The sequence below is a fragment of the Mycobacterium sp. NTMscope_Eco_3 genome (assembly GCF_976985685.1).
Genome location: NZ_CDRJYZ010000001.1, coordinates 3,918,986 through 3,940,678, shown reverse-complemented (window position 1 = coordinate 3,940,678; position 21,693 = coordinate 3,918,986). Strand labels below are relative to the sequence as shown.

The following is a 21,693-nucleotide window of genomic DNA, read 5'->3' as shown; positions in this document are numbered from 1 at the left end:
ACCGTCGGCCCTGACGGAGCTCTCAGGGATGGGTGAAACCGGTGCGCAGGTGGTTGTTTTCGCGCGGGCAGTGCCGCGGCGAGCGGCTGACACCTGAGGTTTCGGTGAGATTGGACTGCATAAGGAGCGATCATGCCTCGATTTCCTAAACCGCCGGAGGGAAGCTGGACTCAGCACTACCCGGAATTGGGCACCGCGCCGGTGTCCTACGAGGACTCGATCAGCCCCGAGATCTACGAGTTGGAACGCGACGCCATCTTCAAGCGGGCCTGGCTGAATGTCGGTCGCGTTGAACAGCTTCCGCGCAAGGGTAGTTACCTCACCCGGGAACTGAAGGTCGTCAACACCTCAATCATCCTGGTTCGCACGACATCTGGCGATATCAAGGCTTATCACAACGTGTGCCGGCATCGCGGCAACAAGCTGGTGTGGAACGACCTGCCGCAGGAAGAAACGAGCGGAGTGTGCCGGCAGTTCACCTGCAAATACCACGGTTGGCGCTACGACCTGGACGGCAACCTCACCTTCGTGCAGCAGGAGGAGGAATTCTTCGACCTCGACAAGGGTCGCTACGGGCTGGTGCCGGTGCACTGCGACGTGTGGGAAGGGTTCATCTTCGTCAACTTCGCCAAGAAGCCCGAGCAGTCGCTGCGAGAGTTCCTCGGACCCATGATCACCGGGCTGGAAGGCTACCCGTTCGACAAGATGATCTCGCGCTGGTGCTATCGCTCTGAAGTCAAGGCGAACTGGAAGCTTTACATGGACGCGTTCCAGGAGTTCTATCACGCGCCCGTGTTGCACGCGAACCAGTCACCGACCGCGTACTCGAAGGCGGCCGCCGAGGCGGGTTTTGAGGCCCCGCACTACCGGCTGGACGGGCCGCACCGGCTGGTCAGCACTTCGGGGGTGCGCGCCTGGGAAATGGCGGACGAGATGCGCAAACCGATGGAGGACATCTGCCAGAGCGGGCTGTTCGGGCCGTGGGACAAGCCCGATCTGGGCCCGATGCCCGAGGGGCTCAACCCGGCGAAATGTGATCCGTGGGGGCTGGATTCGTTCCAGCTGTTCCCGAACTTCGTCATCCTGTTCTGGGGCCAGGGCTGGTATCTGACCTACCACTACTGGCCGACGACTTACAACAGTCACCTCTTCGAGGGCACGCTGTACTTCCCGGCGCCGCGCACCCCCCGCGAGCGGGTGGCCCAGGAACTGGCGGCGGTGTCGTTCAAGGAATACGGGCTGCAGGACGCCAACACGCTGGAGGCGACCCAGACGATGCTCGAATCCGAGGTGATCGACGAGTTCTTGCTCTGCGACCAGGAGGTCCTGATCCGGCACCTGCACAAGGAGACCGCGGCCTGGATCGATGACTATCGCCGGACGACGAGCGCGGGGGTGTGAACGCGATGCCGACGATGCTGCCCGCCGAGTTCGCCGACCTCGAACCGTTCGCCGAGTGGTGCCTGGCCAGCGAACCCGAACGCTACGCCAAGAGGCTCGCCAGTTCGATGGTCGAAATGAAGGCCTTCTACGACGCGATCACCCCGCGCGCCGAGGAAGCATTGTCGTTCTGCGACAAGTTCTCTCTCGACGACTTGCCGGACGACGTATTGAATTTGATGCACCTGCTCTACTCCATGATCATGGTGTCGTTCCCGGTGGAGTGCTGGAAGCAACCCCGCGTCCCCGACTCGGGCGCTTCGACCCTGGACTGCGTGTCCGAGCCGGTTCCATGACCGAGGCGACCGTCCTGCGGGCGGCGCGGTGGGCCGACGTCGTCACGGGGCAGATCCACGCTCCGGCGGTGATCGTGGTCGAAGGCGAACGCATCGGTGCGATCAATCCCGAAGAGCCCCTGCCGGATTCGGCCACCATCGTCGACCTCGGCGACATGACTCTGCTGCCGGGCCTGATGGACATGGAACTCAACCTGCTCATCGGCGGCCCCGGCGGACCGGAGGGCCTGCCGTCGCCCATGCATGGCGTGCAGGACGACCCCGCCTATCGCACGTTGCGCGGTGCGGTCAACGCGCGCACCACCCTGGACGCCGGGTTCACCACGGTGCGCAATCTCGGGCTGATGGTCAAGACCGGCGGGTATCTGCTCGACGTGGCGCTGCAGCGCGCCATCGACCAGGGCTGGCACATCGGGCCGCGCATCTATCCCGCCGGCCATGCCGTCACCCCGTACGGCGGGCACCTGGACCCGACGGTCTTTCAGCGGTTGGCTCCCGGGGTCATGCCGCTGTCGGTGGCCGAGGGCATCGCCAACGGCGTTCCCGACGTGATCGCCTGCGTGCGTTACCAAATCCGGCATGGCGCCAAGCTGATCAAGGTCTCCGCCTCGGGCGGGGTGATGTCGCACAGCACCGCCCCCGGCGCGCAGCAGTACTCCGATGCCGAGTTCGCCGCGATCGCCGACGAAGCCCACCGCGCCGGAGTCCGCGTGGCCGCACACGCCGTCGGAGACACCGCCGTACAAGCCTGCATCCGTGCCGGGATCGACTGCATCGAGCACGGCTTCTTGGCCAGTGACGAAACGATCCAGATGATGGTCGACCACGGCACCTTCCTGGTCTCGACCACATACCTGACCGAGGCCATGGCCATCGACCGCATCGCACCGGAGCTGCGCAAGAAAGCGCTCGAGGTGTTCCCACGCGCAAAGGCCATGCTGCCCAAGGCGATTGACGCGGGCGTCCGGATCGCGTGTGGTACCGACGCGCCGGCCATCCCGCACGGCCAAAACGCCAAAGAACTGGGCGCACTGGTTGCGCGGGGCATGACTCCCGCACAGGCAATCCGCGCGGCCACGGTGGTGGCCGCCGAGCTGATCGACGCCGACGACGAGTTGGGCAGGCTGGCGCCCGGCTATCTTGCCGACATCATCGCCGTGCCGGGGGACCCGTTCGATGACATCGCCAGGACGCTCGACGTCCGCTTTGTCATGAAGAACGGACAGATCTACAAGAACCCCGCGGCCTGACGGAGGCAGCTATGGAACTCACCGACAACATCCTGTGGCTGCTCAAACAGGCCTTCTATTACTCCCTGACCACCATCAACGAGGCGATGCGGGAACACGGTGTGAGCACTGCCCAGATCGGTGTGCTGCGCCAATTGGCCAACGAACCCGGGTTGTCCGGCGCCGAATTGGCCCGCCGGCTGCTGATCAGCCCGCAGGGCGTTCAGCTCGCGCTCACCGCCTTGGAGCGCCGCGCCCTGGTGGAAAGAAAACAGGACCCCCAACACGCGCGCATCCTGCGGGCCTACCTGACCGGGGAAGGCCGCAAAGTCGCCGAGACGGTCGTCAATGACGCGATCGCCGCACACCAGGAGGTGTTCGGCGTGCTGACCGAGGACGAGCAGCGGACCCTGCGCGAACTGCTGGGCCGCGTGGTCGAAAAGGGCACCGGCCATGAGCTGTTCGACGATCACGTCGAGGGTTGACACCTGCTACGACGGCGCCCGCGCGCACCTTCGGGCCGCGGCGCCGGACGATGAATATCTAGTACTTGAGACTAATCGCAAGTAGTTGATACTCTGGCGGGGATGGGAGAGAACCGCATGGCAACGGACGCCGGTCCGGCGACGCTGAGCGCCGGACCCGGGGGTGTCGACATGGCTGATGTACCGGACGGTTTTGTGCCGCTGCGGATCAAGCAGGTGGTGCGCGAAACCCGCGACGCCGTGTCGATCGTTGTCGATGTTCCGCAGGGCAGTGCGGCACAGTTCGGCTACCAAGCCGGACAATTCCTGACGCTGCTGGTCAGCATCGACGGACGCGAGTACCGGCGCTGCTACTCGATGTCGTCGTCCCCCGCCGTCGGCGAAGACCTGCGCATCACGGTCAAACGCGACCGCGACGGCGCGGTGTCGAACTGGCTCAACGACACCGCCGCACCCGGCGACCAGCTGTACGCCCTACCGCCGCAGGGTCGCTTCGTCTTGAACGACACCGACCGAGAGCTGGTCGCGTTCGCCGGCGGAAGCGGCATCACGCCGGTGTTCTCGCTGCTGCGCACCGCGCTGGCGTCCGGCACGCGCAGCGCGCGGTTGTTCTACGCCAACCGGAATCGTGACGCGGTGATCTTCGATGAGGCCCTGCAGGCGCTGGAAAGACAGCACGCAGACCGCTTCGTCCTGCACCACCATCTCGACGACCAAACCGGCTTCGCCACCCAAGCGGACATCGCCGCGTTCCTCGAGAACACCGACGGCGCCGACTTTTACGTCTGTGGGCCGAACGAGTTCATGGAGACGGTGCGGGCCGCCCTGGGTGGGGCGGGGGTGCCAGCCGACCGCCTGCACATCGAGCACTTCGACGTGACCGATGTGACCGCGGCGGCGCCGCCCGACGCCGACGCGGTCACCGACGAGGTCACCATCGTGCTGGACGGATCGACGACCACCGCGCCGTACTACGCGGGCAATACGTTGCTGCAGACGGCCCGCATGGCGGGGCTGCGGGCGCCGTCCTCGTGTGAAATCGGTTCGTGTGGAACGTGTATGGGCCGCCTGACGCAGGGCAGTGCCCGGATGATCAACAACGATGCGCTCGACCAGGACGAGGTCGACGAAGGCTGGGTGCTGACGTGCCAGGCGGTGCCGACCAGTCCCACGGTGCGGGTGGTCTACGAATGAGCGAAAAGGCGGTCGACGGTGGAGCGGTTGCGATGACGCGGGTGGCGGTGGTGACCGGCGGCGCCTCAGGCATGGGGGAGGCGACTTGTCACGAATTGGGTCGGCGCGGCCTCAAAGTGGCCGTCCTCGATCTCAATGAGCATGCGGCGCAACGTGTCACGGACGACCTGCGCGCCGAAGGCGCGACCGCGCTCGCGGTGGGCGCGGACGTCACCGACCGGTCCGCTGTGGAGCAGGCATTCGCGAAGGTGCGCAGCGAACTGGGGCCGGTGACGGTCCTGGTGACCAGCGCCGGGATGTTCGGGTTTTCGCCCTTCCTGGACATCACCGCCGAATCCTGGTCGCGGATCATCGATGTCAACCTGACCGGCACGTTTCATTGCTGCCAGGTCGCGCTCCCCGACATGGTGGAGGCGAACTGGGGGAGGATCGTGATGATCTCGTCGTCGAGCGCCCAGCGCGGATCCCCGTTCGCCGCCCACTATGCGGCGTCCAAAGGGGGCGTGATCACGTTGACCAAGTCACTGGCCCGCGAATACGCGCCGCACGGGATCACCGTCAACAACATTCCACCCTCGGGCATCGAGACACCGATGCAGCACCAGGGCCAGGCCGCCGGGTACCTGCCCTCCAACGAGCAGATCGCCAGCAATATCCCGTTGGGCTACCTGGGAACCGGGGCCGATATCGCGGCGGCGGTGGGATTTTTATGTTCGGAAGAAGCAAGGTACATCACCGGTCAGGTCTTGGGTGTCAATGGCGGATCGGTGATGTGATAGTGAGGGATGCGATGACCAGATCAGGCCGGCCGCCGGAAGGCTCCTGGACCGAGCACTACCCCGAATTGGGAACCGGGCCCGTCTCTTTCAGAGATTCGACGTCACCGGAGTTCTACGAACTCGAGCGGGAAGCGATCTTCAAGCGGGCGTGGCTCAACGTCGCCCGGGTGGAGGAATTGCCCCGCGTCGGCAGCTATCTGACCAAAGAGATCGAAGTCGTCGGGGCGTCGGTGATCGTGGTCAAAGGCAAAGACGAGCGAATCCGCGCCTTCTACAACGTGTGCCGGCACCGCGGAAACAAACTGGTGTGGAACGACTTTCCCGGTGAAGAGACCCGCGGGACGTGCCGGCAGTTCACCTGCAAGTACCACGGTTGGCGCTACGACCTGCAGGGCGAGCTGAAGTTCGTGCAGCAGGAATCGGAGTTCTTCGACCTCGATCCGGGAAAGTACGGATTGCGTTCGGTGCACTGCGACGTGTGGAACGGCTTCGTCTTCATCAACTTCGACAGCGAACCGCGCCAGAGCCTGCGCGAGTTCCTCGGCCCGATGATCACCGGCCTCGACGACTATCCATTCGGCAAGCTGACCGAACGCTACGACTGGGTGGCCCACAACAACAGCAACTGGAAGATCTTCGCCGACGCCTTCCAGGAGTACTACCACGTGCCCTCGCTGCACTCACAACAGGTGCCGTCGGAGGTGCGCGACCCCAACGCCGGATTCACCTGCGGGCATTTCCAACTCGACGGCCCGCACCGGTTGGTCTCCACCGCCGGACGGCGCCGCTGGCTGTTGCCGCCGGAATACATGTACCCGATCGAGCGGGCCACCCGCAGCGGTCTGGTGGGGCCGTGGCGGACCCCGGACATCGGCGAGCTGCCGGCCGGCCTCAACCCGGGAGGGATCGAGCCCTGGGGGATCAGCAACTTCCAGATCTTCCCGAACATCGAGATTCTGATCTACGGCGGGTGGTATCTGCTGTACCGGTACTGGCCCACCTCGCACAACACGCACCGGTTCGAGGCATACACCTACTTCCACCCGGCGAGCACCGTGCGGGAACGCATCGAACACGAGGTCGCCGCGGTGGTGCTCAAAGAGTTTGCGCTGCAAGACGCCGGGATGCTGGGTGGTACGCAGGCGGCGCTGGAGTACGGCATCGTCGACGACTTCCCCCTCAACGACCAAGAGATCTTGGTGCGCCACCTGCACAAGGTCGTCGTCGACTGGGTCGAAGCCTATCGCCGCGAACAGGATCCGGTGGGGGTGTGACCATGCATCCCATGTTGCCCAGCGCATTCGCCGAGCTGGAGGACTACGCCCAAACCTGGTGCCTGGCAACCGAGACCGAGCGCTGGAACGCCCGGGTCGGTGCGTCGATGCCGGAGCTGCTTGGCTTCTACGACGCGTTCTTCCCCCGCCTCGAAGAGGCCATCGACTACTGCGACAAGTTTCCGCTCGACAACCTGCCGGACGACGCGCTGAACCTGTTGCACATGATCTATTCGCTGATCATGGTCGCCATGGCGGTCGAGATCATGCATCAACCGGCCCCGGTCGACGCCGCCGACGCGGTCATGACCCGGACCGGCTGGCCGGTGCCCTGATTCATCCCTTCTCCGAAAGGTCCGACCATGGGTCTGCTGACCATCACGAAACTCACCGAGTCCGTCGGCGCCGAAGTCGCGGGCCTCGAGCCCACCGCGCTGGCCGACGACGACTCGGTCGGTGCCGCGGTGTTGGATGCGTTGGAAGACAACGGGGTTCTGGTCTTCCGTGGGCTGCACCTCGACCCGGCGGCCCAGGTCGGCTTCTGCCGTCGCCTCGGTGGAGTCGATCACTCCTCCGACGGTCACCATCCGGTACCCGGCATCTACCCGATCACCCTGGACAAGTCCAAGAACGCCTCAGCCGCCTACCTGAAGGCGACCTTCGACTGGCACATCGACGGCTGCACGCCGCTGGGTGAGGAATGCCCCCAGAAGGCCACGGTGCTCTCGGCGGTGCAGGTGGCCGAATGGGGCGGGGAGACGGAGTTCGCCAACAGCTACGCCGCGTACGACGCCCTGACCGATGAGGAGAAGGAGCGGTTCGGCGCCTTGCGTGTGGTGCACTCACTGGAAGCGTCCCAGCGCCGCGTGTATCCCGACCCTTCACCGGAACAGGTGCAGCGCTGGCGATCTCGGCGTACGCATGAGCATCCGCTGGTGTGGACACACCGCAGCGGCCGCAAATCACTCGTGCTGGGCGCCTCCGCGGATTACGTCGTCGGCATGGATCTCGACGCGGGCCGGGCACTGTTGGATGAACTCCTGGACCGCGCGACCGCGCCCGAGAAGGTCTACAGCCATAACTGGTCGGTCGGGGACACCGTCATCTGGGACAACCGCGGGGTGCTGCACCGTGCGGCCCCGTACGACCCGAACTCCCAGCGCGAGATGCTGCGCACCACCGTGCTCGGCGACGAGCCGATCGAATGACGGCAGCCGACCAGCATCCGCTGCGTCTGACACCGTTGCCCGCCGACGAGTGGGACGAGCGCGCCCGGGAAGCGTTGGCATCCCTGATCCCGGTCGAGCGGGCCAATCCCGTTGGTGCGGGCAATGTTTTGTCGACGCTGGTCCGCCACCCCGACCTGACGGCGTCCTACCTGCCGTTCAATGCCTACCTGCTGACCCGCTCGACGCTGTCGCCTCGGGTGCGAGAAGTCGCGCTGCTTCGCGTGGTGCATCAAAGCAAGTGCGGCTACCTGTGGTCGCACCACCTTCCCATCGCCGCGCGGGCGGGCCTGTCCGAATCCGAGATCGACGACATCCGGTCCGGCCGCTGCGCCGACCCGACCGACCAAGCCGTGATCCGGGCCGTCGACGACCTCACGGGTGACAGCACGATCGGCGAAACGACCTGGGATGAACTGTGCCGCCTGTTCACCCAGCAGCAATGCATGGATCTGATATTCACCATCGGTGGCTACCTGCTGCTGGCCTTGGCCGTCAACACGTTTGGCGTCCAAGACGAGGCACGGTAGAGCTCGGCCTCACCCCGAATGTGGCGCGCGGGCTGACTCACGTAATAGGCGACTTGCGAAAGCGCCGGCCCATGCGCTCTCGCGTTCGCGAACCGTCTCATGGTCGGTGCTATCTTCTCAGCTATCTCTCAGCGGACCCGCCTTACGCTGGAGCTCTCGAATAGACCTCAACTTTGTGCCGTGCGGGGGGTCGATGATGAAGATCGCGTCCGTCATCGCCCGTCAGCTGCTGGACTGCAAGGCTCGGCCGCTGGTCGAGGTTGAAATCACCACTGACACCGGTCATGTCGGCCGCGGCGCGTCACCGACCGGCACGTCCGTCGGCTCGCACGAGGCGTTCGTCCTGCGTGACGGCGACCGAACGCACTACAACGGGCTCAGCGTGCACCGCGCGATCGCCGCCGTCACCGACGAAATCGCTCCCGTCCTGTTCGGCGCGGAACTCGACGATCCGCGGTCCCTCGACAGAATCATGATCGAGCTCGACGGCACGCCGGACAAACACCGACTCGGCGGCAACGCGATCTACTCCACGTCGATCGCGTTGCTGCGCGCGGCCGCCGCGGCCGCGGGCATGCCCGCCTACACTTACGTCGGCGCTCTGCTCGGACTCAAGCCCCCCACCACCGTCCCGGTGCCCAGCTTCAACATGATCAACGGCGGTCATTATGGGGATGTCTGTCAGACGTTCAGCGAATTCCTGGTCGTGCCGTATCGTGCGGACTCCGTCACCGCGGCGGTGGAGACGGGTGTGAGCGTGTTCGCAATGCTCGGCGAGGTGCTTGCCGTGCGACTCGGCCGCACACCGACGCTGGCGTCGTCCTACGGATACGTCGCGCCGTCCAGCGATCCGCACGTCGTCCTGGAAATGTTGGTCGACGCGGTCGAGCGCGCCGGCTGCGCCGACGTTGTCGCGTTCGCGCTCGACTGTGCGTCCAGCGAGGTATACGACAGCAGCTCTGCGACATACGCATTCAACGGCGAGAGGGTCACCGCGGCGGCACTGATCGACCATGCGCGGGAACTGTCGACGGAATTCCCGATGCTGTTCATCGAAGACCTGCTCGACGGGGATGACTGGGCCGGATTCTCCAAAGCGGTGCAGACGGTCAACCGTTCGATCATTCTGGGGGACGACCTGATCGTCACCAACCGCGACCGCTTGCAGCGGGCCGTCGAGACGTCGGCCGTTGACGGCTTCATTTTGAAGCCCAACCAGGTCGGGACCATCGCCGAGGCGCTGGACTGCTTCGAATACGCCACGCGGAACGCTATTTTGGCGATCCCCTCGGGGCGGTCGGGTGGTGTCATCGACGATGTGGTGATGGACCTGGCGGTGGGGTTGGGGGCGCCATTTCAGAAGAATGGCGCGCCGCGCTCGGGTGAGCGCATCGAGAAGCTCAACTTCCTGCTGCGTGCAGCTGAAGGCATCCCAGACTGCGCACTGGCGGACGTGCCGGCACTGGTGCGGTTCTGAGCGCATCCCGGTTCAGCGGCCGGCGAACATCGCCAGCTCGATCGCCACCGCGGCCCCGCAGACCACCGACACGATCGAAAGTGCTATCCAATCATTCAGTTTCGGCCGCGACACGGCCGCCGAGATCTGGCCAGCTCCGCCACGGGCGGTGATCGCATCGCCCATCTCGTCGGCGCGGCGCAGTGTCACGGTGATGACCGCGACGATCAGATCGATCACCTCTACCGCTCGTCGCCTCACGCGGGCCCTGCGGGTCCGCGGTGTGTGTTTGGGTCGCAACCGGCGAGCGGCTTGGAGTACCCGGAATTCGTCGATCAGCATCGGGAAGGTGCGCAGTGCGAGAGCCAAGGCGGCCGACCAGTCGTCGATGGGGATCCGCAATGGCCGCAACCGGCGACCCAACGCGGCCACCGCGGGCGCGATTTCGGCGATATTGGTGGTCCACGACACCATCGCGCCGAGGCCGAGTAACACGACCGACATCGCGGTGACGCGCAGGAAGTCCAACAGGCCGCCGAGGCCGATGGAGGCGGTGCCCAAGTGGATCACCGGGCTCCCGCCGGCCAATGTCGCAGTGATGCCGACGATGGCCAGCACGATCCAAAGCCAGCGCGGCACTGACGGCAGCACGCCTCGGGGAATATGTGCTATCCACACGCCCGCCAGCAGGAGCGCGGCCGCCAGTGCGATCGCCACCCAGCCTGGGAAGAATGCCAACAACACCGAAATACCAAAAACGGTAATCAGTTTGGTGCCGGCCCAGAGCCCGTGCACGGCGGATCGCCCGGGCACCGGGCGCAGCAGTACAACGGGGCGAGGCGGGCGACGGGCCGCGCGCTTGGCCGGCAACGTCGTGGCCGGCGTATCGCGTTGGGCCGCACCGGATGCCGGTTCAAGCGAACCGTCACTGAGGTGCACGATGCGCGGGCACAGCTCTTCCAGCCCGGCGAAGTCATGCGAAATGACCACCACGGTCAGGCCCGTGTCCCGCCGCCGGTCCGCGAGCAGCTGGACAAGACCGCGCTGGCTGGCGGCGTCCAGCCCCGCCAGTGGCTCGTCGAGTATCAACATCCGCGGCGACCGTGCCAGCAACCCGGCCAGGACCACGCGGCGCATCTGGCCGCCGCTGAGCTGGTCAATCCGCCGCTTGGTCAGCGCGGCATCCAAGCCGACGACCGCCAGCGCCGCGGTCACCCGGTCGTGATCGTCAGGCGAAAAGCCAGCCGCAGAGGCCACTTCCAGGTCTACCCGGCTGCGCATCAATTGCAGCCGGGCTGCCTGGAACTTGAGTGCGACCATGCCGACCTGCTCAGCGACGGGGCGCCCGTCAAGCAGACAGGTACCGGTCGTCGGTTTCGTCAATCCTGCCATGATCCACGCCAGCGTGGACTTTCCGGAGCCATTGCCGCCGTGGATCAGCAGCCCGTCGCCCTCGTGGACCGCGAAGCTGACATCGCGGAGCGCGGTGTTCGCCCAGGGGGTGCCAGTGCCGTATTCGTGGCCGACACCCACGAGTTCGAGCAGCGGCGCGTGGGAATGCCGGCCCACCGCTACGGTCGGCGCCGGCGCGGCCGCGGTCTCGACCATGGCGGTGTTATCCAGCGAGGCGCTGAGATCGATTGTGCGGTCGGCGGATTCGGCCTCATCGCTGTAGTGGGTGACGTAGACCAGGGTTGTGCCGTAACGGTCGGTCAGGCCGGACAGCACGGCCAGCAATGCGTCCCGGCCCTTCTGATCGACCATGGCGGTGACCTCGTCGGCGATGATCAGCGACGGTTCGCGCGCCAGCGCGGCGGCCACCGACAGCCGCTGCAATTCACCGCCGGACAGGCCACCGGTGTCGCGTTCGGCGAAGCCGTCGAGGCCGACCTCCCTCAGTAGCCGGTCCACGTCCGTGGTCTTGCCGGGCGGCAGCCCCCAGACCACATCGTCGGCGACCCGCGTGCCCAGCACCTGGCTTTCCGAGTGCTGCATCACCAGCGCGGTGCCACCGAGCTGACCGAGCCCCACCGCGCCGGGGCGTTCGACAGTGCCCGATGTCGGTTCGCGGCCGGTCAGTATCAGCGTCAGCGTGGTTTTCCCCGAGCCGTTGGCGCCGGTGACCGCGACGTATTCGCCTGCCCGCACGTCCAGGCTGACCGCACGCAGCGCGTCATGGTCAGCGTGCGGGTAGCGGAAGCGCACCTCGTCCAGCCGCACCGGCACCGGCCCAATCGGTCCGCTTTCGGGCAGGGCGTCCAGTTTGTGAACATCGGGAACGCCGCGCAGCCGCTGCAGCACGCGTGACAGCGCCCACCAACCAATCACCGAAGCGACCGTGATCGCGATGGCGGCGTATCCGACAACCAGCCACTGCCAGTAATTCAACGCTTCGGCGAAGAACCGCTTGAACTCCTGCGCCGGCGCCTGTAGGTGTGGAACCCGCGCCATGACCGCCGCGACTCCGTCCGCCGTGGCGGCGATCGCGCCGAACACCAGGTGCCGGAACCGCGCCAGGACGGTCAGGGCGATGACCACCGCGACACCGACGACGACACCGGCGACGAGGGACACGGCGATCACCGTCGGCGTGCCGCGGTTGCGGCGCTTCACGATTCCGGCCAGCCCGCCGACGTAGGCGCAGAGCAGAACCGTCATGAATCCGCTCAAGCCGACTACCAGGAAGCCGATCACACCGGCGGCGACCGTCGCGGTGATCAGCACCCGGATCCGGTAGCGATAGGCGAGCAGGCCCATCGGCACGGCTCCCAGCAAACCCAGCCCCCCCGCGTGCGGGAGGACGACCGCAACGATCGCGATCGCCGCGCACAGGGCACCCATCACCGACGCCTGCGCCAGTTCATTGGGCCGTAGCGATGGAGTCCGTGACGGCGCGATCGCCGCGGTGGCTGTCACGCCACGATTATGCCCGTCGTCAAATGCGCTCTCTTATCAGATTTTCAGGTAGCGCTTGTCGGTGGGGCTCAGCGCTGCGGCAGCGGGTGAGTACGCACCAGCGTCGGCCACCAGAACCACGGTCCGAGGATGCGCAGGATGCACGGCACGACGAACGAACGCACGATCAGGGTGTCGAGCAGCAGGCCGATGCACACGGTGGAGCCCACCTGACCGATGGTTCGCAGATCGCTGGTGAGCATGGCCAGCATGGTGAACGCGAACACCAGACCCGCGGACGTCACCACGCCCCCGGTGCTGCCGAGCGCGCGGATGAGACCCGTGTGAATGCCGCCGTGCAGTTCCTCCTTGACCCTGTTGATCAGCAGCAGGTTGTAGTCCGACCCGACGGCCACCAGGATGATGAACGTCAGCGGTAGGACGAGCCAGTGCAGGTGCAATCCGACGAGGTGCTGCCAAAAGAGGATGGACAGGCCGAACGCCCCGGCGTAGGAGAAGGCCACCGTGCCGGGAATCACCAAGGCCGCCACCAGACTTCGGGTGATGAACATCATGATCAAGAAGATCAGCACGAATGCCGCGATCGCCGCGATCAGCAGATCCGACATCGCGTACTGCTTGATGTCCTTGTCGTTGGAGCCCGAGCCCCCGATGTAGACCCGGGCGCCGGCCAGCGACGTCTCTTTCAGGAGCGTCTTGATCGCGTCGGGGAACTGTTCGACATGCTCCACCCCCTCGGGGCCCATCGCGTCGCCCTCGTGGGTGACGATGAAGCGGGCGGCCTTGCCGTCGGGCGACATCATCAGCTTCATGCCGGCCTTGAGGTCCTCGTTGTCGAAGGCCTCGTGCGGGATGTAGAAGAAGTCGTCGCTGCGGGACTTGTCGAAGTCGTTGCCGACGTTGATCAGGTCGTCGAACGTCTGGTCGGTTTGGATGGACTGCAGATCCGCCGACCCGTAACTGTTGACCAACTTCAATTGCAGCGCCTCGGTGTCGTCAGCGGTGGCCTTCAGTTGGGCGATGATCTGCGGGAAGGCCTTATCCACTTCTGCGAGGGAAATTTCGGCTTTGTCGATATCTTCGGCCAGGTGGTCGATGTGATCGATCGTGTCCCACAACGATCGGAACGCCCAGCAGATGGGGATGTCGAAACAGTGCTTCTCCCAATAGAAGTAGCTCTTGATCGGACGGAAGAAATCGTCCAGATTCGAGACTTCCTCGTTCATCTCGTTGCTGACCCTTTTCAGGTCCTCGACGGTGAGCACCGTCTGGTGCAGTTCGTCGGAGACCTTCTGGAAAAAGCCGATCTCCTTTCGCAACACCGCGACTGAGTGCGCCTGGATCTCGGCCTGCGCATCGGTGTTGGAATTCTGCTCCCTGTTGAACGGGAGTTGTTGGCCGTTGCCGCTGCCCTGCGTGGTGAACAGGTAGGGAATGCTGGCGTGCTCGAGCGCACGGCCCAAGGGCCGCGTCATCCCTTGCACCATCGCCACGCCATGCAGCCGGATCAGGGCCCTGGCGACCCGGTCCAACGAGATGAAGTCGGCCGAGTTGCGCATATCGTGATCGGTCTCGACCATCAACATCTCGGAGAACAGCTTGCTCTTCGGGAAATGCCGATCGGCGGCCTGGAAGCCGAGATTCGCAGGCGCACCGGCCGGTTGGTACTGCCGGTCGTCGTAGTTCTGCCGGTAGCTCGGCACAAAGATCGCGCCGAGCATGACGACGGCGGAACTGGCCACCAGGATCGGCACCGGCCAACGCACGACGCTCGCGCCGATGCGCCGATAGAGCCGCCCGTGGACGTTGGTTCTCGGATCGAACATCCCGAAGAGGCTGCCGACGGTCAACACCGCCGGACCCAACGTCATCGCCGCGGCGATGGTGAACAACATGGTGATCGCGACCGCCGGTCCCATGGTGTGGAAGTAGTTCAGCCGCGCGAACGTCAAGCAGTAGCAGGCGCCGGCGATCGTCAGCCCAGACCCGATGATGATGGGCGCCACGCCCTTATAGGCGATGTAGAAACTATCCTCCCGGCTTTCGCCGGCCTGTCGCGCCTCGTGATATCGGCCCATCAGGAAGATGCCGTAGTCGGTCCCCGCCCCCAGGGTCAGCGCGATGACGATGTTCACCGCGAACGACGACAATTCGATGTATCCGTAATGGCCGAGGGTCGAGACAACCCCCTTGGCGACCAGCATTTCGATGAGGACGCCGAGCAAGGGCACCAGCAGGGTTGACGGGGTTCGGTACACCAGCAGCAGCATCACGACGATGAGGATGATCGTGACGATCGTGACGTTGTTCAGGCTGGCATTGGCGATGGCGAGGGTGTCGGCGGCCAGGGGGGCCGCGCCGCTGACGTAGACCTTGAGCCCGGGTGGCGGCGTATCCTTTTTGATGATGTCGCGCACGGCGTCCACGGACTGGTTGGCCTGAATCTGGCCGATGTCGCCGGCGAGCCGAAGCAGCACATAGGTGCACTTGCCATCGACGCTTTGCGCCCCGGCCGCGGTGAATGGTTTGCCCCACAAATCCATCACGTATTGCACGTGCTTGGTGTCGTTCTGCAGGCGGTGCATCAAATCGTCGTAGTAGCGGTGATCCTGGTCGCCCAGTCGCCGGTTCGCCTCGAACACGACCATGGTCAAGTTCGTCGAGTCGGATTCGTGGAACTTTTCGCCGATGTGCAGCAGCGACCGCTGCGAGGGTGCGTAGTGCGGGACCATCGGCCCGGCGAGCTCTTCTGCGACCCGTTCCACTTGGGGCATAAAGGTATTCGTGGTGACCGCAAGAAGGCCCCAGAAGAAGATGATCGGAATCGCAAGGGCGCGGACCATTTTGGGGATGAAAGGACGCTTGACCCGGGGCTCGTCGAGGCGATGCCCGGTCATGCCGACTTCACCCTGCACTGGACGTCGGCGTCCTGATGGTCGCCCGATTGTTCGTCGCGGATAACGCCGTCCACCAGCATTCGACACCCGACCTGACCGCCATGAACGTGCACCGAGATGCTGCCGGACGCCACCGTGAGCGTGGTGGTCTCCGTGTGGGTCCACGGCAGGGTCGTGATGTCTACCTGATGCGGATGGCCGTCGATGTCGACGTAGACGAGCTTCCCGCCTTGCCCGGCGGAGCCGAACACCTCATAGGTGATCCGCTTGAGATTGAACTCCTCGGGTGCCTGCGGACCGTTGACGGTGATGACCGGCTCCGGTTCGGAGAACTGATGCACCTTGTACATGCACAGCAGACCCATGCCGATCGCGACGACGGCGACCAACGGCATCCAGATCCGCGCCAGCGCAGTCCTGCCGGCTGAACGAGGGCTCACTCGATCACCTCTCGCGACCCGGACCGGACATCGTGTTTGTGCCCTCCGCTCTCGCCCTCGCGCCCGTCAAATAGTAGACGGTCATGTGCTCAATTGACACATCATGGTGCAAAGGCCAGGAACACCGCAACCCGGTCTTGTCTTGCCTCAGGCCACTTTCTTCAGCCGCCGCCGCAACCGGGCGCTGCGGCGAATCTGAATCGCCAGGTTCGTCGAGGTCAGCATGGGGATCACTCCGAGGAAGGTCCGCTCGGACGGCGTCGCTCCATGCAGGTGATAGAGGCTGCCGAAGACGAAAAAGCAGCTCAACATGAACAACGCGCCGGGGATGCACAGGGTCATCAACGATCCGCGGTCGGCAACCACTTGCTTTGCGTAGTCCAACTCGTCCTGCGACATCGGTTCGCCTTTACGCACCTTGTGCAGAACCGCTTTGGCGCTCCCGATTTCTTCGCTGACCGGAGTGGTCGTACGGCGCTCCAAGCGGTTTACGTGCACGGCAGCGACGGCCGCCACGATCAACGCCAGCGCGAGGCTGACGGCGGTCAGCAGACCATATAACGCTGAACTCATTCTCCAGTCCTTGCTGCCTCGGACCAACGAAACTCGTGAAGAACGCTACCCCAGCCAATGAACAGGGGCGTCAATGTTTTCCGGAGTCGCGGTCCTTGATCACGTCGCGGACGACCAATCCCAGCAGGAAGAGCAGGGCGAGCGGCACGAGTAGCTTGAAGATGATCGAGGCGTGGCTGTACAGCAGGCCGTAGGCGATCGCCCCGATCAGCACCATGGCGAGCAGGATGCCGCGATTGATCTTGTCCGTACTCATTCGGAAAACCTCACTTGTCGATGGCATTGCGGTGCTTGCGATTTCGGCGCACGACGAACCAGAGCAGTCCGGCCATCGCCACGGCGATGCCGGAAATGACCAGCATCACCTTCAGCCAGGCCCAGTCGTCGTGCTTCTCGTGGGCGACGGGCGAGGTTGCCACCGGCGCGTCGGCGGGGACGCGGATACCGGCCAGCTTGCTGACGAACGCACTCGTCGTCGCGTACGGGTCGGGTCCATGATCGGCGGCCGACTGATTCATCAATCCATCGACGCTGTCCGCAATGACCTTGGGCACCTGGTAGGCACGCACGTGATAGCCGTGCGAGTCGATGACGACGATCACCCCGCTGAATTTCGGATCCCGCCCCAACATGACGGCGTGGATGGCATCCGCGGTGGTCACACCGCTGTTACCGGGCGCCACCGCCGCCACCCAGATCGGCGCCTGGCCGCTCCACGCCCACGGGCCGGCGAGGATCTGTCGATTCAGTTCGTCGACGTTCTGCAGCGGCGGCCTCGCCCCGGGGTCGGTCACCACATGCGTCTCGGAGTTGAACCTGGCCACCAGTTCGTCGGTGTAGGCGTCGGCCGAGGCGCACGGAGCGAGCAGCATTGCCAGCGCCACGGTCAACGGGACGAGGACAAGGCCACGGAATCGGAATATCACTGTTCTCCTGCCACGAGTCGTTGGGCCGATCTTGGCTGCCGCCCTCAGTGGGCGCCACTCAAATTCAGCGTGACGACGCCGGCGATGATCAGACCGACACCGACGACCTTGGTCGGCGACAGCGACGATCCCAGGAACAGCACGGCGATCAGCACGATGAGCGCCGTGCCGATGGCCGACCACAACGCGTAGGCGACGTCGGTCTGCATGCCGCGCGAAATCGACACCGCCAACAGCGCGAACGAGATGGCGTAACCGGTCAGGCACACCACGGTCGGCCAGAGTCGGGAGAAACCTTCGGTGCTCTTGAGCAGGCTGGTCGCCACCACTTCCGCGAAGATCGCGCCGAGCAGGTACAGGTAGGTCAACATGCCCGACAACGCTAGCCGCGCGCAAGGCGAACCTGACAGACTGATCACCCTGGCGCGGCGGCCGTTCGGAAAGGAGTTGCGTGCGATGGCGTTTCCCGCTCACGTGTTGAGCCTTGACGTCAGCGACGCGATCGGCGAACGGGCAGCTCTGGCGGCGACCTATTACCCCGCGCGCACACGCGCGACGACCGCGGTGCTCGTCTGCTTGCCGGGGGGCACCTACAGCCGCGAGTACTGGGACCTCGACATTCCCGGCCATGACGGGTACAGCTTCGCCGAATTCGCCACCGAGGACGGCTACGCGGTCGTGACGATCGATCCCTTGGGCACCGGCGCAAGCTCACAACCGGTCCGTGATTTCGATTTCGCCGACATCGCCGCCGCGCTGGCCCGTGCCGTCCGCGCTCTGCCTGACACCATCGGCGTCCACGCGCCGCCGGTGGCCGTGGCGCATTCGCTGGGCGGATACCTCGCCCTCACCCAGCAAGCGCTGTACCCCAGCTACTCCGGCATGGCGATTCTCGGATGCACCAATCAGCACGTCGCGCCGCTGAACCTGGATGCGGCGTTCATCGCCCGCGCCGGGTCCCCGCAAGGGCGCGCCGAGCTCGCCCAGGAGATCCTCGCCGCCTTGCCGCAGCCGTATTTCGAGGGCCCCCGCGAGCATCTGCAGAGCTGGTTTCACCTCGACGACGTTCCCGCGGCCGTCGTCGCCGCCGACTCCGTCACCGCCAAGTCCGTCGTGCCGCGGGTGTTCGGCACGGCGATGATCCCCGGTGTCGTGTCGGAGCACGCGGCGCGGATCGATGTCCCGGTGCTTCTCGGTTTCGGCGTCGTCGATGTCTCACCGGATCCCCGCGCCGAGGCGGGCCTGTACCGGAGTTGCCCCGACATCACCACCGTGGTGTTGGCCGACAGCGCGCACTGCCACAACATGGCGTCGAGCAGACACCGGCTGTGGCGGCGACTGCTGGACTGGACCGCGACCGTGGTGTGCGGATCGTGACGAAGGGCCTCGACCGCCGCCTGGCCCGTCACGCTCCGGCCGTGCTGAGCGCGTTTCGCCTCGTCTACGGTCTGCTCTTCGCCGCCTACGGGTCGAGGAGCCTCCTCAATTGGCCCGTCCACTCGCCGGTCGTCGTGGAGTTCGGGTCCTGGCCCGGCTGGTATGCCGGACTGATCGAGATCGTCGCCGGTCTGCTCGTCGCCGCCGGGATGTTCACGCGCACCGCCGCGTTCATCGCGTCGGGGGAAATGGCGGTCGCCTACTTCTGGATCCATCAGCCCCTGGCCCTCTGGCCCGTCGCCGACCCACCGGGTGGCAACGGCGGAGCGCTGTCGATCCTCTTCTGCTTCGCGTTCTTCCTGCTGGTGTTCACCGGCGGGGGCGCCTATTCGATCGACGCGCTGCGCGGCAGGAGGCTTCCCCTCACCCGGCGATAATGGCATTCTCTGATACGGAGAAGCCGTTTCCGACGCTGGGCGGCTGCGGAGGAGGTCGACGATGAGCGTGCGGCGCTGTGACGGGATGGTGGCTCTCGTCACCGGAAGCAGCCGGGGCCTGGGCAAGGCGATTGCCGCGCGGCTGGCCGAACGCGGAGCCACGGTGGCGCTGACCGCCCGCACGATGGACCCCGACCCCAAATACCAAGGCTCGCTGAGCCAGACGCGCGACGAGATCGTGGCCGCCGGCGGGAAAGCCATTGCGGTGCAAGCGGATCTGTCCCAAGCCGAGGACCGCGAACGGCTTTTCGCCGAGGTGGCCGGCGCCGTCGGCGCACCGGACATGCTGGTGAACAACGCCGCCGTGACCTTCCTGCGGCCCCTCGACGGGTTTCCCGAGCGGCGCGCCCGGCTGATGATGGAGATGCACGTGCTCGGCCCGCTGCATCTGTGCCAGCTGGCCATCCCCGCGATGCGCGAGCGCGGGCGCGGCTGGATCCTGAACCTCACCTCGGTGGGCGGCGACCTGCCGGCCGGACCGCCGTTCTCCGAGTTCGACCGGACCGCAGGCTTCGGCATCTACGGGACGGCCAAGGCCGCGCTCAATCGGTTGACGAAAAGCCTTGCGGCAGAGCTGTACGACGACGGGATCGCCGTCAACGCCGCCGCCCCGTCCAACCCCGTCGCCACCCCCGGCGCCGGCACCCTCGACCTGGCCAAGACCGACACTGAAGACATCGCCCTGATCACCGAAACCGCGTTCCGGTTGTGCACGGGCGATCCCAAGACCCTGACCGGGCGCATCGCCCACACCCAGCCCTTCCTCGCCGAAGTCGGCTGGACCGCACCGGCGGGTTGATGGCCGAGCTCGATCTGGCGGAACTGCGCGCTCGCCTCGCCGATGCGGGCGTCACGGACGTCGCCCCACTGTCCGGGGGCGCCTCGAGCCTGACGTTCGGCGGCGACCTGGATGGCAGGCGCGTGGTGGTCAAGGTCGCTCCGCCGGGCGTGGAACCCGTCGCACATCGCGACGTGCTGCGCCAGGCGCGCGTCCTCAAAGCCCTTGCCGCGACCAGTGTTCCGGTTCCCGACGTGCTGCGGGAGGACCCGGGAAATCCCCCGGACGCGCCGCCGCTATATGTCATGTCCCGGGTCGACGGCGACTGTGTCGAACCACTCTTCGACGGATGCACGCCCTTGGACGGCCTGACTGACCGGTACCGGAATGCGTGCCGGGCCATGGCCGCGCTGCACCGCCTTTCGCCGAACGAGCTCGGGCTGGGCGATGAACCCGTCGTCGACCCGGTCGTCGAAGTCCACCGCTGGTCCGACACGCTGCGCACCGTCGACCCGGCGCTGGCGCCCGGCTGGCCGACGGTGCGCGACGCCCTATTGGATTGCGCGCCAGGCGCGATGGCGCCCCGCGTGGTACACGGCGACTTTCGGCTGGGCAATCTGCTCGCCACCGGGACGCGGGTCAACGCGGTCATCGATTGGGAGATCTGGTCGATCGGCGATCCGCGCATCGATGCGGGCTGGTTCCTGATCAACTGCGACCCGGACACCTACCGCAGGGTTCCGGTGCCGGACGGCACGGCGCCGCCGACCGCCGAACTCGCCGAGCTCTATCGGCGCGAGTTAGGTTGCGAGGTCCCCGATTTGGGCTGGTTCACCGCGTTGGCGTGCTACAAATCGGTGGCGACATGGTCGCTGATCGTCAAGCACAATCGCCGAAGGCGATCGCCGCGGGCCGAATTGGAAGCGATGGCAGCCACTTTGCCGCGGTTGCTGGCGCGCGCAGACTCGGTGCTGGACTGACGGGGTAGCTGATCAGCCGCAGTGGGCCCCGAGATTTTGGCAGACCATTCCGACACCGCCGCCGGTGGTCGACAGTTCGTTTTCATCATCGTCGAACGGGTTCGTCAACGTGGTCGGGAACTGGATCGGCCATTCGTCGATCGCCGGGATGTCGGGCTGCTGGCCGGGGTCCGGAGAAGCGAGCGCCGTGCCGGTGCCGCCGGTCAACGCTGCAAGGGTCATTGAACCCGCGACCAGTAGGCGAGCGCACCTGCGAGAAATCATCGCCACCTCTCCGTCATTCAGGCGAATACTGGAGATTGTCGAGACGCTACTGCCGATTCTACATTGCATAACAGTCACGAACGAGCAACAAATGTGGATTGCCGGCCAGCAAATTTCGTGTCCCGAACCGGACCCT

General features: G+C 65.5%; 22 protein-coding genes and 1 pseudogene. 15 read left to right on the top strand and 8 right to left on the bottom strand.

Annotated features, from left to right (window positions below):
* The first annotated feature begins 132 nt into the window (after window positions 1–132).
* From AC0KTM_RS18115 to eno, 11 genes are all read left to right on the top strand, one after another.
* Window positions 133–1,401: an aromatic ring-hydroxylating oxygenase subunit alpha gene (locus AC0KTM_RS18115; protein ID WP_225326472.1), complete on the top strand. Its 1,269-nt coding sequence runs from the start codon at window positions 133–135 to the stop codon at window positions 1,399–1,401.
* Complete coding sequence (locus AC0KTM_RS18110; RefSeq protein ID WP_225326473.1) at window positions 1,398–1,736, top strand: hypothetical protein; 339 nt, start codon at window positions 1,398–1,400, stop codon at window positions 1,734–1,736. The genes AC0KTM_RS18115 and AC0KTM_RS18110 overlap by 4 nt, the downstream gene beginning before the upstream one ends.
* Window positions 1,733–2,986, top strand: a complete 1,254-nt coding sequence (locus tag AC0KTM_RS18105; protein WP_472416307.1) for a metal-dependent hydrolase family protein — start codon at window positions 1,733–1,735, stop codon at window positions 2,984–2,986. The genes AC0KTM_RS18110 and AC0KTM_RS18105 overlap by 4 nt, the downstream gene beginning before the upstream one ends.
* A gap of 11 nt (window positions 2,987–2,997) precedes the next feature.
* On the top strand, window positions 2,998–3,450 hold the full coding sequence (locus AC0KTM_RS18100; protein ID WP_225326475.1) for a MarR family winged helix-turn-helix transcriptional regulator: 453 nt from the start codon (window positions 2,998–3,000) through the stop codon (window positions 3,448–3,450).
* A gap of 117 nt (window positions 3,451–3,567) precedes the next feature.
* Window positions 3,568–4,644 (top strand): 2Fe-2S iron-sulfur cluster-binding protein, encoded by a 1,077-nt coding sequence (locus tag AC0KTM_RS18095; RefSeq protein WP_472417506.1) that lies wholly within the window; start codon window positions 3,568–3,570, stop codon window positions 4,642–4,644.
* A 32-nt stretch (window positions 4,645–4,676) separates the two neighbouring features.
* Window positions 4,677–5,420 (top strand): SDR family NAD(P)-dependent oxidoreductase, encoded by a 744-nt coding sequence (locus AC0KTM_RS18090; protein ID WP_225326580.1) that lies wholly within the window; start codon window positions 4,677–4,679, stop codon window positions 5,418–5,420.
* A 14-nt stretch (window positions 5,421–5,434) separates the two neighbouring features.
* On the top strand, window positions 5,435–6,697 hold the full coding sequence (locus tag AC0KTM_RS18085) for an aromatic ring-hydroxylating oxygenase subunit alpha (RefSeq protein WP_225326477.1): 1,263 nt from the start codon (window positions 5,435–5,437) through the stop codon (window positions 6,695–6,697).
* Window positions 6,694–7,032, top strand: coding sequence for a hypothetical protein (locus tag AC0KTM_RS18080; protein WP_225326478.1), 339 nt, complete (start codon window positions 6,694–6,696; stop codon window positions 7,030–7,032). The genes AC0KTM_RS18085 and AC0KTM_RS18080 overlap by 4 nt, the downstream gene beginning before the upstream one ends.
* Window positions 7,033–7,059: 27 nt before the next feature.
* Entirely contained in the window at window positions 7,060–7,905 is an 846-nt protein-coding gene (locus AC0KTM_RS18075) for a TauD/TfdA dioxygenase family protein (RefSeq protein ID WP_225326479.1), read from the top strand.
* Window positions 7,902–8,453 carry a carboxymuconolactone decarboxylase family protein gene (locus AC0KTM_RS18070; protein ID WP_225326480.1) on the top strand — a complete coding sequence of 184 codons (552 nt, stop codon included), beginning with the start codon at window positions 7,902–7,904 and terminating at the stop codon, window positions 8,451–8,453. Before AC0KTM_RS18075 ends, AC0KTM_RS18070 begins: the two co-directional genes overlap by 4 nt.
* A 193-nt stretch (window positions 8,454–8,646) precedes the next feature.
* The gene (gene eno / locus AC0KTM_RS18065; RefSeq protein ID WP_472416305.1) at window positions 8,647–9,930 is read left to right on the top strand and encodes a phosphopyruvate hydratase; all 1,284 of its coding nucleotides are present in this window, start codon (window positions 8,647–8,649) and stop codon (window positions 9,928–9,930) included.
* Window positions 9,931–9,942: 12 nt separating this feature from the next.
* Here eno and AC0KTM_RS18060 read toward each other — a convergent pair whose 3' ends face one another.
* The 7 genes and pseudogenes from AC0KTM_RS18060 to AC0KTM_RS18030 form a co-directional block, all read right to left on the bottom strand.
* Window positions 9,943–12,750, bottom strand: a complete 2,808-nt coding sequence (locus AC0KTM_RS18060; protein ID WP_308011530.1) for a DUF2232 domain-containing protein — start codon at window positions 12,748–12,750, stop codon at window positions 9,943–9,945.
* A 143-nt stretch (window positions 12,751–12,893) separates the two neighbouring features.
* Window positions 12,894–15,722, bottom strand: a complete 2,829-nt coding sequence (locus tag AC0KTM_RS18055) for an MMPL/RND family transporter (protein ID WP_225326482.1) — start codon at window positions 15,720–15,722, stop codon at window positions 12,894–12,896.
* Window positions 15,719–16,117, bottom strand: coding sequence for an MmpS family transport accessory protein (locus AC0KTM_RS18050; RefSeq protein ID WP_225326582.1), 399 nt, complete (start codon window positions 16,115–16,117; stop codon window positions 15,719–15,721). Before AC0KTM_RS18050 ends, AC0KTM_RS18055 begins: the two co-directional genes overlap by 4 nt.
* A 192-nt stretch (window positions 16,118–16,309) precedes the next feature.
* Complete coding sequence (locus tag AC0KTM_RS18045) at window positions 16,310–16,735, bottom strand: hypothetical protein (RefSeq protein WP_225326483.1); 426 nt, start codon at window positions 16,733–16,735, stop codon at window positions 16,310–16,312.
* A 70-nt stretch (window positions 16,736–16,805) separates the two neighbouring features.
* On the bottom strand, window positions 16,806–16,991 hold the full coding sequence (locus tag AC0KTM_RS18040) for a hypothetical protein (RefSeq protein ID WP_225326484.1): 186 nt from the start codon (window positions 16,989–16,991) through the stop codon (window positions 16,806–16,808).
* 16 nt (window positions 16,992–17,007) lie between these two features.
* Window positions 17,008–17,661: pseudogene (locus AC0KTM_RS18035) on the bottom strand (hypothetical protein); the annotation flags it as partial.
* Window positions 17,662–17,705: 44 nt separating this feature from the next.
* Window positions 17,706–18,029 (bottom strand): DMT family transporter, encoded by a 324-nt coding sequence (locus AC0KTM_RS18030; protein WP_225326584.1) that lies wholly within the window; start codon window positions 18,027–18,029, stop codon window positions 17,706–17,708.
* 1 nt (window position 18,030) lies between these two features.
* On the opposite strand from AC0KTM_RS18030, the gene AC0KTM_RS18025 reads away from it, so the two are divergent.
* The 4 genes from AC0KTM_RS18025 (at window position 18,031) to AC0KTM_RS18010 (ending at window position 21,293) form a co-directional block, all read left to right on the top strand.
* Window positions 18,031–19,038 (top strand): alpha/beta fold hydrolase, encoded by a 1,008-nt coding sequence (locus AC0KTM_RS18025; RefSeq protein ID WP_225326485.1) that lies wholly within the window; start codon window positions 18,031–18,033, stop codon window positions 19,036–19,038.
* Window positions 19,035–19,475 carry a DoxX family protein gene (locus AC0KTM_RS18020; protein ID WP_225326486.1) on the top strand — a complete coding sequence of 147 codons (441 nt, stop codon included), beginning with the start codon at window positions 19,035–19,037 and terminating at the stop codon, window positions 19,473–19,475. Before AC0KTM_RS18025 ends, AC0KTM_RS18020 begins: the two co-directional genes overlap by 4 nt.
* A 61-nt stretch (window positions 19,476–19,536) precedes the next feature.
* On the top strand, window positions 19,537–20,334 hold the full coding sequence (locus tag AC0KTM_RS18015) for an SDR family NAD(P)-dependent oxidoreductase (protein WP_225326487.1): 798 nt from the start codon (window positions 19,537–19,539) through the stop codon (window positions 20,332–20,334).
* Complete coding sequence (locus AC0KTM_RS18010) at window positions 20,334–21,293, top strand: phosphotransferase family protein (protein WP_472416303.1); 960 nt, start codon at window positions 20,334–20,336, stop codon at window positions 21,291–21,293. Before AC0KTM_RS18015 ends, AC0KTM_RS18010 begins: the two co-directional genes overlap by 1 nt.
* 12 nt (window positions 21,294–21,305) lie before the next feature.
* Here AC0KTM_RS18010 and AC0KTM_RS18005 read toward each other — a convergent pair whose 3' ends face one another.
* Window positions 21,306–21,500, bottom strand: a complete 195-nt coding sequence (locus tag AC0KTM_RS18005) for a hypothetical protein (RefSeq protein WP_225326489.1) — start codon at window positions 21,498–21,500, stop codon at window positions 21,306–21,308.
* Between the last annotated feature and the right edge of the window lie 193 nt (window positions 21,501–21,693).